Origin of the sequence: Synechococcus lacustris str. Tous (assembly GCF_003011125.1) — a bacterium.
GTDB classification, from domain to species: Bacteria; Cyanobacteriota; Cyanobacteriia; order PCC-6307; family Cyanobiaceae; genus Synechococcus_D; species Synechococcus_D lacustris.
The window spans coordinates 1-14,112 of sequence record NZ_PXVC01000002.1 but is presented as its reverse complement, the minus strand read 5'-3'; the positions used below and the strand labels follow the sequence as shown (position 1 = coordinate 14,112).

Genomic DNA, 14,112 nt, shown 5'->3' with positions numbered 1-14,112 from the left:
GGCTACGGAGAAACTTCCCTATTGGCCATAACTTTGCCACAGAATCGCTCAGCTTTATGCAATTTCTTTTCCAATCCAGGTGATATCCCAAGGTTTGMCCCTCCCCAAAGACGATCGATCTCCCTTGTGAAATGCCTAGCTAGTTGAGCCGAATGGATAATTACTAGGGTTTCATCATTGCCATGGGCGGCGCTGGGGCTCCAATTAAATGAACCACTGATAACAGTTTTGCCATCAATTACMGCTAATTTATGATGTAATTTATCTCCGTTAGCTAATTTGGGTATGCCAACTGCCATTAATGGTTTTTGCCAAGGCTTATTTTTTGCTTCTAATTTGCAGCGTTTATCAGGAAGGCTCACTCCCATGATATCAAGAAGTTCCGAATAGCTMCGACTGGCAAAWCCAGGATCAACCAATACTCTTAATTTTATACCAGCCCTTACCCTTTCTTCTAAAACCCCTGTTAGCTCTTGGGCTGAAAATACGAATAGTGCYAAATCAATTTTTTCTTTTGCTTGTTTTAAAGTATTTGCAATTATTGCTAATCCATTGCTTGGGTTGCTTCGCTTGTGGGGTGCAAATAGAACTTGTAATTTAGCCGTTCCCACCATCGCTTCTTGAGTGGAACCTGATTCCTTGTTGATGCCAAATTGATTATTCCAGAGTTTTTCAAACTCCCCCCTAAATATTTGAGCTAGGGCCTGATCATTTACTTTGATTAAGTGATTTGTGTTCCCTTTTGTGTGCCCAGCCCCTGCATCTCCATGGATGTCTGAATTGCTAAAATTGGCTGATCCAAAGATTACATGCTTTTGATCTATTACCATAAATTTGTGGTGCATTAGGCCACTGCCTTTACTGTTGTCTGCTGTGTCGTCTTTCAATGGCACGCCAGCTGTTTCAAGCAGGGCCATTGCATCTCCATTGAGGGTTTCTTCTGCATTTAGCCTGCCATCATTGTTTGCATCGGCCAGGGCTGCCAATTGCCCCAAGCGCTGTTGCTGATGGGCTGGAAGCCCTGCCGCATGCAATTTGCTCCACGGTTTGCGATATTGATTTTCAACTACCACTCTTACCCTGATGCCGGCTCGATGTTTTGCAGCTAATGCCTTTGCAATTCTTGGCAGTGATAATTCTTGAACAGCAACTAAAACCTCACCTTTGGCRCCGTTAATAGCTTCTAGAATGAATTGTTCAAGGTTGTCACCGGGGCGATTCCTCCCGTTGATTGGGCTTTKGTATTCAGCTTGGCTAAGTTGATTAAACCTAACCTCTATCCCCTCTGGTTGATCTATATTTTGTTGCTYGTTTGCTAGGTAGCTCGCCGTGGCCGAGCAGCCTGTATTAAGAGCTCCAATTAGCGCAGTTGTAACGCAGATTAAAAGCTTGAGGTTTATTTTTTTAACAAGCAATCTCCTGAGTGCGAATACTTACAGTATTCCCCTTATTGGGGTTTTATTGTCTAGCTGTGTTCAGGCATTTCTGCAAAACGAAGCATTAAGGCAAACCAAAGGCAACTCACCACTAATATCAAGCCCACTCCAGCTCCTATGCCCGCCTGCTTCATGAGTAGGGGCACTGCCAAAGGCAGCGTTAATGAACCCGCAAGGGGTATACCTAATACAAGCAGTTTTTTTAGGGGCACCTAGTTAGAACCACTCTGCTTTTGCTTGTCCTGGGGTGTTGCTGTTGTCTTCTGGGGTGGTGCGCTCAAACTCAAGGGTGATGTTTCTGCTTTGTTCACCATCAGCGGCAACGGCCTTGATTGGATAGAGCTGCTTGCCATCACGGAAGGGAACTTGAATCCTAAATGTGCCATCCGCTGAGAGTGGTACAACCTCTTCTCCAATGGAAAGGGTTGCTGATGGTTCAGTGGCTCCGTAAACAATCAACTCTGCATCAGCCACCAGCCAGAAAGAGCGTTGGCGAGGGGCTACACCACCAATGCCACTCTCATTGCGGCCACTAGCCCACCGGCCAATCCCTGAATCATTCAAGCCGTGCAGGGAGGAATTGTTTTCATCCATTTCATGGAATGCCTCTGAACCGCGGCCCAGCTTGCGCCAACGAACAGTGGCAGTTTGATAGAGGCGCTCATGGAGACTGCTGTCGCCAGATTCCATGGGGGCTGGCAGGGTGGTGGGAGCTGCATCCAGGGAGAAGGGAACAAATTGATCAAGAATTTGTTCACTGGGATGCAAGGCTGGAACCCTTGCAACAGCTGAGAAGGCTAAGGAGAACCAACCGCCATCAGTTTTGCGAAAGCCCAGCTCAACGCGGTAATCGCGGTCGCTCAGGGGTACAGGTAGATACCACTCGGTTGCATTGCTATCAACCACCACTTCTTGCAGGGTGTGGGGGTGGCTTGCTCCGCTCTGCAGGCCGGTTACATCAGAAACCCTCAGGCACAGTTGGCGGGCACCAGCTGAAGTTGCTGCATTTCTGCTATCGCTGGAGATCTCCCAAAACACATAGGCCCATTGAGGATCCCTGGGTAGAAACACCACCCTGGTTTCAGCTAATGGAAGGGGAACATCACCAAGGCTGGTTTCCATCTCAGCCAAGGAGATTGCTGTTTCAAGCCGTGTGCGACCTGTGCTGAACTCCTGCTGCTTGCTGATGGCATCCAGGAGCTCTTCCTTGGATTTACGGCTGTAGAGCCCAACACCTAGGTCACTGGCCACACGGCGCAACTGCCGCAGGGTTAGACGGGCTAGTGACGAAAGCGTTTGGTTCACCACGATTAAAGGATTGGTTTGGGATCACTTTGGCTTTAGTAACCAAATCCCACAAGCGGCTTGGGCTGCCTGGTCAGCAATCGCTGATTCTTAACCCTCGAAAATCGCTGATTTGAGCGGCTGTTTTCAGCGGCCGATGCTTCGGTAAGGCACCTTCGCAAGGAAGTTTTCAGCGATTTCACCGGCGGGCGCAGCGGTGCGCATGGCGGGCAGGGAGCGTACCCATGGCATGTAGTCCTCTGGGTAACCACCGCGCCTTTGGCGAGCCCTTGGGGGCAGGGCACGGGGGGTACCGGTGTAAACGACTTGGGGAAAACCAAGGATTTTTCGGTAGTAGGCGTCGTAGCGGGGGCTGGTGATGTTGAAGGGAGTTTCACCAAGGTCGCGGGAACCCACCACGCGGTTGCGCTGGAAAGGAACCGTGTCAAAGCCAAAGGCGTTGAGATATTCATCGCTGTTGATGATGTCGTCCACCATGCCCTTYACCCCTCGGGTCATGATCACTGCAGCCCAGGCGATCTCTTCGCTTTTGCCGTGGGTGGTGCGGCCCAAAAGTTTTTCCACCAGGTGGCGAACCACCTTGTAGTTGCTGTTTAGGTTGTAAAAACTGCGGTTAAAGGTGTCTGAAAGGCAAAGGGAGCGGATGAAATCACGMACGGTGATCTGTCCGTTGCGCAGCTGGCTTTCTAGGAAGCGATCCCGATCAACCTTGAATGCATGGAAAAAGATTTGGCGATAGGCGGCTTCAATCACGAAACCCAGCTCTTGACGACCGAGGGTTCTATCAAGTGCAACAGCCTTGGGATCTTCATCCGATCCCACCCGGAAGGGCTCTACTCGGGCATTTTTAGTGGTGGGAGCGTATGAGAGAAGGGGCAGGGCCACGCGTGATCAGCATCCGTTGTTGATGATCGTAGAAGTAGGGCAGTCCCTGGGAGCTTTTGTAGTTCACGGCACTCACAGTCCGTAACCTTCCAGAGCTGATTGCAATTGCTTCACCAGCCCAGCAAAGAAGCAGCAATGCCATTGCTGGAGCTGGATGTGCTGCTTTGCTGACCGCCGTTAAGCCTGGTTTCGATACATAGGGATGCTGTGTTGGATARGCCCTCCACGGTGCTGCTGCGCAGGCGGATATTGGGGCTCACAAACCAAAAGCGTTCTTCGCTTGCCATGGTTTCGTAGCTGGTTGTTAGCCAAAGGCTCCCCTCTTGGTCGAGGCGAAAATTTCCGGCCACGGGAGCGGTTTCGGCATAGCCCCGATCCCGCAGCAATAGCCCTTGCCTGCCTTCAGTGTCGGTGGGGATCAGGGCAAACATGCTTTCACCCTCATGGGCTTCACCATGTTTATCCCATGCCATCGATCCCCCCCAGCGCACGTGGCAGCCGCCAACCACCTCGCTGKGGTTTTGGTTGTGCAGATTGGCCATTGCCACTAGGCGCGGATCATCGGGGCTGAGCATCGCCACTTCGATTAAGGAGCCCCCTGCTTCAGCCCTTCGATGCAGCAGATGGTGGCTGGTGCGTTGGGAGCGCCAGCTACCAGCGCTTAAACGAAAAAAAGTGAGGGCGTTATCGATTTGATCCATGGAAATTGCTTCAGGTGAGAGGTTGGAGCCGAAAACCGCAGGCGTGGCCCCCTTCAAGCTTCCAATGCACCCTCTCAACGGCGCAATCGGGAAAAGTTTTACGCATTAATTGCAGTTCTTGATCACAAATTACCGGGAATGCCTCCGCAACCCTAGATACCGAGCAGTGATATTCCTGCAGCATCCAGTTAGGGCCACCAGGTTCTGCCTCACAATCAGCCACATACCCCTCCCTTCGCCTTAGCTCCACCAATTTTTCCAGCCTTTGGCCAAGGGCACCATTGCCAATTTGACTGCGATAGCTCTTGGCCAGCAGTTCGGCCTGGTTGTAAAGCAAACTTTGAACCTGGCTTGGGCTGAGGCTTTCACTCATCGATTGCAATAAACCCAAGGCAAAGTGTTCACTGCCATCTGGAAAGTGCCCCCTGCCGGCGCTGGTAAGTCGCCAGCGGTTGCTGGGCCTTCCCCTGCCGATGGCTTGGGGGCTGGCTTCAACTAGGCCCTTATCCTCCAAACTGCGCAAATGCCTGCGCATCACCTGCACTGAAAGCTCTAGCTGCTCCGCCAATTCCCCAGCGCTTGCTTCGCCTTGACGCAGAAGCAAAGTAAGCGCCGCTTCATGGGTGGTGGCTGGGGAACTGCTGGTCATGGATCCAGCCTGGCATCAAGCAACTGCAATTGCGGAATCCAAGTAAATGTTTTGTACTCTCTGAATCAAATCAACACCCTCAGCTAGTGGGCGTTGGAAAGCTTTGCGGCCCATTATCAAGCCGCAACCACCAGCCCGCTTATTAATTACTGCGGTGCGAAGGGCATCATGRAGGTCATTGCGCCCCGCCGCCCCGCCGCTGTTGATCAGGCCGATCCGCCCTGCAAAACAATTGAGCACTTGATACCTGCACAAATCTATGGGGTTATCGCTGCTTAGTTCGCTGTAAACCCGTTCATCTGTCATGCCATAGGCCTCGCCTAAGGCCTTCTCCACGGCCCGATAGCCCCCATTGTTTTCAGGAAGCTTCTGTTTAATTATGTCGGCTCCAATGGTTACACCAAGGTGATTAGCTTGCCCTGTGAGATCAGCGGCTAGGTGGTAATCGGCATCGGCTTGCTTGAAAAGGGGATTTCGCAAGTAACACCAGAGAACGGTTGCCAGGCCCCGCTGGTGGGCCTGCTCAAATAAAGCGGAAACYTGTTGTAGTTCGCGGTTGCAATCATCGCTGCCGAAATAAATGGTGGCTCCCACGGCAACGGCCCCCATGTTCCATGCTTGATCTACCGATGCAAACAGGATTTGCTCGTGGTTATTGGGCGCTGTTAAGAGTTGGTTGTGGTTGAGCTTCACCAAAAAAGGGATGCGATGGGCCCAGCGGCGCGCCACGGAACCCAGCACCCCAAGGGTTGAAGCAACKGCGCTGCAGCCTGCCTCCACGGCCAGTTCAATGATCGCTTCACTGTCGAAGTAACTGGGATTTGGGCTAAAMGAGTGGGCTGCAGAATGTTCAATTCCTTGGTCTACCGGAAGAATTGATAGATAGCCCGTATGGGCCAACCTGCCAGCGCCATAGAGCTGTTGAATGCTGCGCAAAACCTGGGGGGAGCGATCTGAACAAGCAAAAAGACGGCTCACTCCATCGGCGCTGGGGAGGTGCAGAAGCTTTTGAGGCACCTTGGCTTGGCTATGGAGCAGAAGTTCCGCCTCATCACCCAGCAGCTCTTCRATGGAAACTTGGGGCAGCCCGGATTGGGTAACCATGGATTTGGATCAGCTCTTAACTGCAAGCTATGGCGCCAAAAGCAGCTTTCAGTTAAGGGAAAGGTCGCGGCGGGTCATACCCTTGCTTTACCCTTGGTATAGGAAACCAGGGTGTTTCGTAAATTCCCTCGCCCATAGCCCCATGGCTCACGACACAAACACTCCAGCCGTTTCAGAGAGTCTTGAGGTGATTCGGCGTTTTGCCGAAACCTATGCCCAACGCACCGGCACCTATTTYTGCAGCGATCCTGGCGTTACGGCCGTTGTGCTTGAGGGATTGGCTCGCCATAAAGACGACCTGGGTGGTGCCCTYTGCCCCTGCCGTCACTATGAAGACAAGCAGGCGGAAGTAGAGCAGGCCTTYTGGAATTGCCCCTGTGTGCCAATGCGCGAGCGCAAGGAATGTCACTGCATGCTTTTTCTCACTGAAGACAATCCATTTAGGGGTGAACAGCAAACAATCTCTATTGAAGAAATCCAAGCCCACACCACCGGCTAATGACCGCAACCTCCTCCCCAATTACGCCGCCTTCTAGCCTTGGCTCAGAGCTCAGCGATCTGGTTCAACAGCCCTATCGCTACGGCTTTGTAACTGATATTGAAACCGATAAAATCGCCAAGGGTTTAGATGAAGATGTGGTGCGACTAATATCAGCAAAAAAGCATGAGCCAGAGTTCCTATTGAATTTTCGGCTSAAGGCTTTTCGCGTTTGGCAGCGCATGGAGGAGCCGGATTGGGCCGCTTTGGGTTATCCCAAGATTGACTACCAAAATATAATTTATTACGCTGCTCCCAAACAGCAGCAAAAAAAGTCAAGCCTCGATGAAGTTGATCCAAAGCTATTGGAAACCTTCGAGAAATTAGGAATACCCCTAAGTGAGCAAAAACGTCTTTCAAACGTAGCTGTTGATGCGGTGTTTGACAGCGTTTCMATTGCCACTACCTATAAGGAAAAACTCGCCGAAGATGGGGTAATTTTTTGTTCATTCACAGAAGCTGTTGATGAGCATAGGGATTTAATCGAACGCTATTTGGGTTCGGTTGTTCCCATTGGAGACAACTATTTCGCTGCATTAAATTCAGCTGTATTTAGTGATGGRTCCTTTGTTTTTATTCCCAAAGGGGTTGCCTGCCCCATGGATCTTTCCACCTATTTTCGCATCAATAGTGGTGATACAGGTCAATTTGAACGCACTTTGATAGTGGCGGAAGAGGGGGCTTCGGTGAGCTATCTGGAAGGTTGTACTGCACCGATGTTTGATACCAATCAATTACATGCAGCCGTAGTTGAACTAGTTGCCCATRCCGATGCTTCAATAAAGTATTCAACCGTTCAAAATTGGTATGCTGGTGATGAATCAGGTAAGGGTGGTATTTACAATTTTGTTACCAAACGTGGGATTTGTGAGGGACCCCGTAGCCACATCAGTTGGACCCAAGTGGAAACAGGTTCTGCAATTACCTGGAAATATCCCAGTTGCCTGCTTGTAGGTGATGATTCAGTTGGTGAATTTTATTCTGTTGCCCTCACCAACAACCATCAACAAGCTGATACGGGCACAAAAATGTTGCACGTGGGTGCCCGCACTCGCTCCACMATTGTTAGCAAGGGAATAAGTGCCGGCAAGTCTTCYAATAGCTATAGGGGTTTGGTGCAAATTGGCCCCAAGGCCTGCGGAGCCCGTAATTACAGCCAGTGCGATTCAATGCTCATTGGTGACAAGGCTGCAGCAAATACTTTCCCTTACATACGCTCCCAGCAACCTGATTCCACAATTGAACATGAGGCAAGCACCTGCCGAATTTCAGCSGATCAGCTTTTTTATCTGCAAAGCAGGGGGATTTCCTTTGAAGAGGCGGTTTCAATGATGGTTAGCGGCTTTTGTCGTGATGTTTTTAATCAGCTCCCCTTGGAGTTTGCRGCYGAGGCAGATAAATTGCTTGCCCTCAAATTGGAGGGKTCCGTTGGTTARCGGACCTAACGCAACTCTRATTTYCCCATTCATTTTGATATTTAACCTGTGACGGCTACCACCACCACCCCAAATCCCCCCCTGCTGGAAGTTAGCAACCTCAGGGCAAGMGTTGTTGATCATGAACTTGATCAGGAAATTCTCTGCGGCGTTAATCTAACGGTGAGGGYTGGTGAAATTCATGCATTGATGGGTCGTAATGGCAGTGGAAAAAGTACTCTTTCTAAGGTGATTGCTGGCCATCCTTCCTATGTAATTACAGCTGGTTCTATTCGTTTCCAGGGTAGGGATCTGGCAGAATTGGCCCCAGAGGAGCGTTCACGGGCAGGCATATTTTTAGGTTTCCAATATCCGGTTGAGATACCWGGAGTTAGCAATTTGGAGTTCCTGCGGGTTTCCACTAAYGCCAGGCGCATTGCCCTTGGCCTGGAGGAGTTGGATACATTTAGTTTCGAAGATCATTTGCAGCAACGTTTGCAATTAGTGCAGATGGATCCATCCTTTTTGGATCGAAGCTTGAATGAAGGCTTTTCCGGTGGAGAAAAAAAGCGCAACGAAATWCTGCAAATGGCTTTGCTCGAGCCATCCCTTGCAATTCTTGATGAAACTGACTCTGGCTTAGATATAGATGCACTGCGCATTGTTGCAGAGGGAGTGAATCATTTAGCTGGTCCCAATAATGCAACTCTGTTGATTACCCACTATCAAAGGTTGCTCGAAGCAGTAACGCCTCACTTYGTGCATGTGATGGCCCATGGTCGAATCTTGCGCACCGCCGGCCCTGAACTTGCCTTTGAACTGGAAAGCAAAGGGTACGACTGGATTGATGTTGAAGCTGGCATCAGTTCTAGGGCTGATGCGATTGGGGAGGCGGAGCATGAGCTGGCTTAACCACTTCCTCCARGCCCATGGCAGTGGATCAGAGCAAGCAATTGATCAAYTGCAGCAGCAGGGCTTGCCCCATCGGCGCCTAGAGCCCTGGAGATTTACAGATATTGCTCCCCTCACCGGCCTCACTCCTGCTCTGCTCAAGCCGAGGGGAGCSGCCCAAGCTGTTGCCMATCCAGCTGTKGAGYCAGGGGTGGTGCGTTTAATGCTTGCTCAAAATGGTTGCAACTTTGTGCTTGCGCCCGGCTCCGCTCAGCCCCCCACCGGATTAGAGATTGAAAGCGCACCCAGGGGAGGGGCCTGCGCCGATAGTGCTTGGGTGTTTCAGTTGCGGGATGTGTTGGCTGGTCCAGCCTTGAATTTGCAATTGGAGCCTGGTGAATCCCTACGGCTTGAATTGCTGCTAAATCCCGGAGAGGCCAACGCATTATTAACACCACATCTTCAAATTCASTTGGCTGATGGTGCTTCTTTAGAGTTATTTGTGCAGCTACAAAGCAGTGAAAATAGTTTAATTCTTTTTACTTCTATTATTGATCTAGGYAATGCTGCTCAATTGCTTGAAGCCCAMAGCCTCAGCGGAGCTGAGGGGGCAGTTTTATTAAGTGGAGCCGAAGTTAAGCAAGCTCCCTCTAGCCGCTATGAACGCAGCGCCTTTGTGCATGGCTGGGCCTTGGCCCGTCAGGAGCCACGGGTTCAGCAAACCGATGGTGCTGCCCACACCTGTTTAAAAGATTTGGCGATTGCGGATCTAGATCAAATCATTGATCTACATAGCTCTGTGCGTTTTGATGGCCCAAACGGTTGCCTTGAGCAGCTGCAAAAAGCCTTGGTTGATGATTCTGCCCACAGTATTTTTAATGGCTCGGTGCAGGTGCCAAGGTTGGCACAGGGCACTGATGCTTCTCAATTAAGTCGTCATATGTTACTTAGTAATCGCGCCCGAGTAGACGCAAAGCCAGAGCTAGCAATCATTGCAGATGATGTTCGTTGCAGCCATGGCGCAACAATTAGTAGTTTGGCAGACGAAGAATTGTTTTATATGCAAAGCCGTGGGATTAAACGTGAACAGGCGGTTGCCCTATTGAAAAAAGGTTTTTGCATGCAGATTATTAATTCCATGCCTGCCCTTGCCCGCAGCTGGGATCTGCTAAAACAATCTTTATAGCCATGAACACACAATCTGCCATTGTTAATGATTTGGCCCAGCGCTGTAGAGGCGATTTTCCTGTATTGAATCAAACCATAAATGGTAAACCRCTTATTTATCTCGACCATGCGGCAACCAGTCAAAAGCCCAAGCGTGTATTAGATGCTTTAAATAATTATTACAGCCATGAYAATGCTAATGTTCACCGCGGTGCCCATAGCCTCAGTGCAAGGGCTACCGATGCATTTGAAGCGGCGCGAACTAAAGTGGCTAAMTTTATTGGCGCTAACGATTCCGCTGAGATTGTTTTTACTCGCAATGCTACTGAGGCGATCAATTTAGTTGCCTGCACTTGGGCTAATGCAAATTTGCAACCCGGTGATGAAATTCTCACATCAGTGATGGAGCATCACAGTAATTTAGTGCCGTGGCAACTGGTGGCCAACCGCACTGGAGCKGTTTTGCGCCATGTTGGCATTACTGCAAATGGAGAATTGGATATTGATGATTTTCGCGCCCAGCTTAATCAGCGCACTCGAATTGTACCGCTTGTTCAGCTAAGTAATAGCCTGGGTTGCTTAAATCCAATTGCCAACTTGGTTGAGTTRGCCCATGCTGTTGGTGCCAAGGTGYTGGTTGATGCTTGCCAGAGTGTTGCCCATATACCTGTCGATGTGCAAGCTTTAGCGTGTGATTGGTTGGTGGCTTCTAGCCACAAATTATGCGGCCCCACCGGCATGGGATTTCTTTGGGGGCGGCGTGAATTACTTGAAGAAGCGCCACCGTTCTTGGGTGGTGGCGAAATGATTGATGAGGTTTTCCTTAGCCAYAGCACTTGGGCAGGGCTGCCCCATAAGTTTGAGGCGGGAACGCCCGCCATTGGCGAAGCAATTGGCATGGGTGCCGCCCTTGATTATTTAGCGGATATTGGTTTAGTTCAAATYCAYGCTTGGGAGCAGCAATTAACTGCTCAGCTATGGGATGGCYTAGCACGCATTGAGGATTTGCAGTTGCTTGGCCCCACCCCTGAACAACAACCAAATCGTGGGGCCCTTGCCAGTTTTGTGGTAACGGGTGCTCACCCCCACGACCTTTGTGCTTTGCTCGATGCCAGTGGTATTTGCATTCGCAGTGGTCACCATTGCACCCAACCACTGCATCGACTTTTGGGTATAAACGCTTCTGCTAGGGCCAGCCTTGCCTTCACCACCACCAGCGCTGAAATTGATCAGTTTTTGGCAGAATTAACAAGCAGTATTGCTTTTTTAAAAGAGCACAGTTGAAAATATGGCACGTCTCTTTTTAGTTGTACTAGGGGGGCGAACTGYAAAAAGTAACATTGAACTCCACGACGTYCGCTTTGTTGCTGGCGATACGATTGAAGCTACTTATCCAGAATTAAAACGCCAGTGGTTTGGTGCTCGCTCTGGTTTACATATCGATGCCTACATGGCTGTGGAATTTGTTGATGGTTATGCGGTAAGCCTTAGCAGTGAAGCGCCAAAAAATCTTGATCAGCAACTYTGGTTTGTTAATATGGGTGCATACAACTYTGAATCGTTAGCTGAGCTCCACCATTTTGGAGTRCTTGYGGCTCCCTCAGCCCAGGCKGCTAAGGCTTCAGCTAAGCGCCATTGGTTGCCTGGAGCACACCTGCAACAYAAAGATGATCTCTGCTCCATTGATAACTGCTTAGCCATCCAGCAGCTTGAAATTGGATCAGATGGCCCTTKGCATGTGCAGCTAAATCTCGATCCCCAGGGCCGCAATCAGGCCCAGGTGCCCGATTGGTTTGGCTACCGCTTGATATGAGCTGAATTTAATTGGCAGTTAGGATTAATCCATAGCAAATAGTTCTGTTTCTATGAATATCGATGGTTCACCCTGGCGCACAATTTGGCTAGAGGAGGGCGGCAGGTCGGTTGGTGTGATCGATCAAACCCAGCTGCCCCATCAGTTCAAAACAAAATCACTTGGATGTTGCGCCGAAGCAGCGGCTGCCATCAGCACCATGGTKGTTAGGGGYGCCCCTTTGATTGGCRTTACTGGTGCCTACGGGTTGATGCTCGCCCTGCAGGTTGATTCCAGTGATGCAGCCTTAGAAGCTGCATTTGAGCAGCTCAATGCCACTCGCCCCACCGCCATCAATTTGCGTTGGGCCCTTGAGCGGGTGCGAGCCAAGGTGCAGCCMTTSCCCCTCGATCAGCGAGCTGCGGCRGCCAAGGCMGAAGCGGCGGCAATTGCTGAAGAGGATGTGGCCATGTGCGAAGCCATCGGCGAGCACGGCCTTGAGCTTTTTAGGCWGCTGGCAGCAGCYCGCCCAGGCCAACAGCTCAACGTGCTCACCCATTGCAATGCCGGTTGGCTTGCCACTGTTGATTGGGGTACGGCGTTAGCACCGATTTATAAGGCCCACCGCGCCGGCTTGAATATCCATGTTTGGGTGGATGAAACCCGCCCCCGCAACCAGGGGGCATCCCTCACCGCCTACGAATTGGCAAAGGAGGGTGTGCCCCATACGGTGATCGTTGACAATGCCGGCGGCCATTTGATGCAGCACGGCCAGGTGGATGCTGTGATCGTTGGCACCGACCGCACCACCCGCAATGGTGATGTTTGCAACAAGATCGGCACCTATTTGAAAGCTCTGGCTGCAAACGACAACGGTGTGCCTTTTTATGTGGCTTTACCAGCTTCCACAATTGATTGGAGTATTGGCGATGGCGTAGCCGAGATCCCAATCGAGGCCAGGTCTGAGTTGGAGGTAACCCATATTCAAGGGGTTGCTGGWAACGCTGAAATCTGCACTGTTCAGTTAACGCCCACCGGCAGCAAAGCTTTCAATCCTGCCTTCGACGTAACACCAGCGCGTTTGGTTACWGCATTGATCACGGAGCGAGGCGTGGCAGCTGCCACTGAGGCTGGGTTGAGGGGGTTGTATGCAGTTGCCAATTAACGTTTTATAAATCTGCTTTTACCTCCTTGTTTAGTGACTTGCGCCAGGAGCTGGTAGAAGTAGCAAGGCGACTTAATGGCACGGGGCTTAACCAGGGCACTTCTGGCAACCTTTCAGCTCGCATCCCGGGCGGGTTGTTGATCACCCCCAGCTCCCTGCCCTACGAGCASATGTTGCCAGCTGATCTKGTGGCAATTGATTTCAGTGGCAAGCCGTTAGTTGAAGCTCAAACCGAACGGCGACCATCTTCTGAATGGCGGCTCCATGCCCATATCTTGGCTAACAGGCCTGAGCAGCAAGCTGTGCTGCATTGCCATTCAATCCATGCCACTGCCCTTTCTTGCCATTGCAGAGGCATACCCAGTTTTCACTACATGGTTGTAATGGCTGGTGGTAATTCGATTCGCTGTGCCCCATACGCCACTTTTGGCACGGAGGAATTGAGTGAATCAGTATTTGAAGCGTTGCGGGAACGTAAGGCCTGCCTGCTGGCCCACCACGGCCAGGTGAGCTTGGGCGCAACCCTTGATCAGGCCCTAAGCCTGGCGGTTGAGGTGGAAACCCTTGCCCATATGTATTTGCAGGCTTTGCAGCTCGGTGAACCAGCATTGCTWGAGGAGCGGGAAATGGAGCGGGTGCGCCAGCAGATGGCAGGGCTGAACTACGGCGGACTCAACTGGCAAGCAGYCAATACTTAGAGAATCCACACATTGCGCAATCTTCCGTTACGATTCAGTGGGCGGATAACCGTTCATCTTCCCTAGTTTCTCCCCGAACTCATGCAAACCACAATTCAGCAGCGCTCCAGCGCTTCTGCGTGGCAGCAGTTCTGTGAGTGGGTTACCAGCACCGACAACCGCCTCTATGTGGGTTGGTTCGGCGTTCTGATGATCCCCACCCTGCTTGCTGCTACCACCTGTTTCATCGTTGCCTTCATCGCAGCTCCCCCCGTTGACATCGACGGCATCCGCGAGCCCGTTGCTGGTTCTTTGATCTACGGCAACAACATCATTTCCGGCGCTGTTGTGCCTTCCAGCAACGCCATCGGCCTTCACTTCTACCCA

15 protein-coding genes and 1 pseudogene are annotated in these 14,112 nt (G+C 51.0%); 9 read left to right on the top strand and 7 right to left on the bottom strand.

The genetic code is table 11. The features are described from left to right. Positions 1-2: 2 nt before the first annotated feature. The 7 genes from C7K08_RS00835 to C7K08_RS00805 form a co-directional block, all read right to left on the bottom strand. Positions 3-1,415, bottom strand: coding sequence for a phospholipase D-like domain-containing protein (locus C7K08_RS00835; RefSeq protein ID WP_241536942.1), 1,413 nt, complete (start codon positions 1,413-1,415; stop codon positions 3-5). 50 nt (positions 1,416-1,465) lie between these two features. Then, positions 1,466-1,648 (bottom strand): hypothetical protein, encoded by a 183-nt coding sequence (locus tag C7K08_RS00830; RefSeq protein ID WP_106498762.1) that lies wholly within the window; start codon positions 1,646-1,648, stop codon positions 1,466-1,468. Between the two features lie 4 nt (positions 1,649-1,652). After that, positions 1,653-2,741: a DUF4912 domain-containing protein gene (locus tag C7K08_RS00825; RefSeq protein ID WP_106498761.1), complete on the bottom strand. Its 1,089-nt coding sequence runs from the start codon at positions 2,739-2,741 to the stop codon at positions 1,653-1,655. 126 nt (positions 2,742-2,867) lie between these two features. Then, positions 2,868-3,626, bottom strand: coding sequence for a phycobilisome rod-core linker polypeptide (locus C7K08_RS00820; protein WP_106498760.1), 759 nt, complete (start codon positions 3,624-3,626; stop codon positions 2,868-2,870). Between the two features lie 110 nt (positions 3,627-3,736). Next, complete coding sequence (locus tag C7K08_RS00815; RefSeq protein ID WP_106498759.1) at positions 3,737-4,327, bottom strand: phycobiliprotein lyase; 591 nt, start codon at positions 4,325-4,327, stop codon at positions 3,737-3,739. A gap of 10 nt (positions 4,328-4,337) precedes the next feature. Continuing rightward, complete coding sequence (gene sufR / locus C7K08_RS00810; RefSeq protein WP_106498758.1) at positions 4,338-4,976, bottom strand: iron-sulfur cluster biosynthesis transcriptional regulator SufR; 639 nt, start codon at positions 4,974-4,976, stop codon at positions 4,338-4,340. A 15-nt stretch (positions 4,977-4,991) separates the two neighbouring features. Beyond that, positions 4,992-6,080, bottom strand: a complete 1,089-nt coding sequence (locus tag C7K08_RS00805; protein WP_106498757.1) for a class I fructose-bisphosphate aldolase — start codon at positions 6,078-6,080, stop codon at positions 4,992-4,994. A gap of 142 nt (positions 6,081-6,222) precedes the next feature. On the opposite strand from C7K08_RS00805, the gene C7K08_RS00800 reads away from it, so the two are divergent. The 9 genes and pseudogenes from C7K08_RS00800 to C7K08_RS00760 form a co-directional block, all read left to right on the top strand. After that, complete coding sequence (locus C7K08_RS00800; RefSeq protein ID WP_106498813.1) at positions 6,223-6,579, top strand: ferredoxin-thioredoxin reductase catalytic domain-containing protein; 357 nt, start codon at positions 6,223-6,225, stop codon at positions 6,577-6,579. Continuing rightward, complete coding sequence (sufB, locus tag C7K08_RS00795) at positions 6,579-8,054, top strand: Fe-S cluster assembly protein SufB (RefSeq protein WP_106498756.1); 1,476 nt, start codon at positions 6,579-6,581, stop codon at positions 8,052-8,054. Before C7K08_RS00800 ends, sufB begins: the two co-directional genes overlap by 1 nt. A 48-nt stretch (positions 8,055-8,102) precedes the next feature. After that, positions 8,103-8,945, top strand: coding sequence for a Fe-S cluster assembly ATPase SufC (gene sufC / locus C7K08_RS00790; RefSeq protein ID WP_241536941.1), 843 nt, complete (start codon positions 8,103-8,105; stop codon positions 8,943-8,945). Continuing rightward, positions 8,932-10,110 carry a SufD family Fe-S cluster assembly protein gene (locus C7K08_RS00785; RefSeq protein ID WP_161955789.1) on the top strand — a complete coding sequence of 393 codons (1,179 nt, stop codon included), beginning with the start codon at positions 8,932-8,934 and terminating at the stop codon, positions 10,108-10,110. Before sufC ends, C7K08_RS00785 begins: the two co-directional genes overlap by 14 nt. Positions 10,111-10,112: 2 nt before the next feature. Then, the gene (locus C7K08_RS00780) at positions 10,113-11,375 is read left to right on the top strand and encodes a SufS family cysteine desulfurase (RefSeq protein WP_106498754.1); all 1,263 of its coding nucleotides are present in this window, start codon (positions 10,113-10,115) and stop codon (positions 11,373-11,375) included. 4 nt (positions 11,376-11,379) lie between these two features. After that, positions 11,380-11,904 (top strand): DUF1543 domain-containing protein, encoded by a 525-nt coding sequence (locus tag C7K08_RS00775; protein WP_106498753.1) that lies wholly within the window; start codon positions 11,380-11,382, stop codon positions 11,902-11,904. A 52-nt stretch (positions 11,905-11,956) separates the two neighbouring features. Continuing rightward, positions 11,957-13,048: an S-methyl-5-thioribose-1-phosphate isomerase gene (mtnA, locus tag C7K08_RS00770; protein WP_106498752.1), complete on the top strand. Its 1,092-nt coding sequence runs from the start codon at positions 11,957-11,959 to the stop codon at positions 13,046-13,048. A gap of 26 nt (positions 13,049-13,074) precedes the next feature. Continuing rightward, on the top strand, positions 13,075-13,746 hold the full coding sequence (locus C7K08_RS00765; RefSeq protein ID WP_106498751.1) for a class II aldolase/adducin family protein: 672 nt from the start codon (positions 13,075-13,077) through the stop codon (positions 13,744-13,746). A gap of 81 nt (positions 13,747-13,827) precedes the next feature. After that, positions 13,828-14,112, top strand: a pseudogene (locus C7K08_RS00760) (photosystem II q(b) protein); the annotation flags it as partial.

Bases quoted from the DNA above. Each gene is read 5' to 3' on its own strand.
- sufR (WP_106498758.1), bottom strand. From the start codon at position 4,976: ATGACCAGCAGTTCCCCAGCCACCACCCATGAAGCGGCGCTTACTTTG.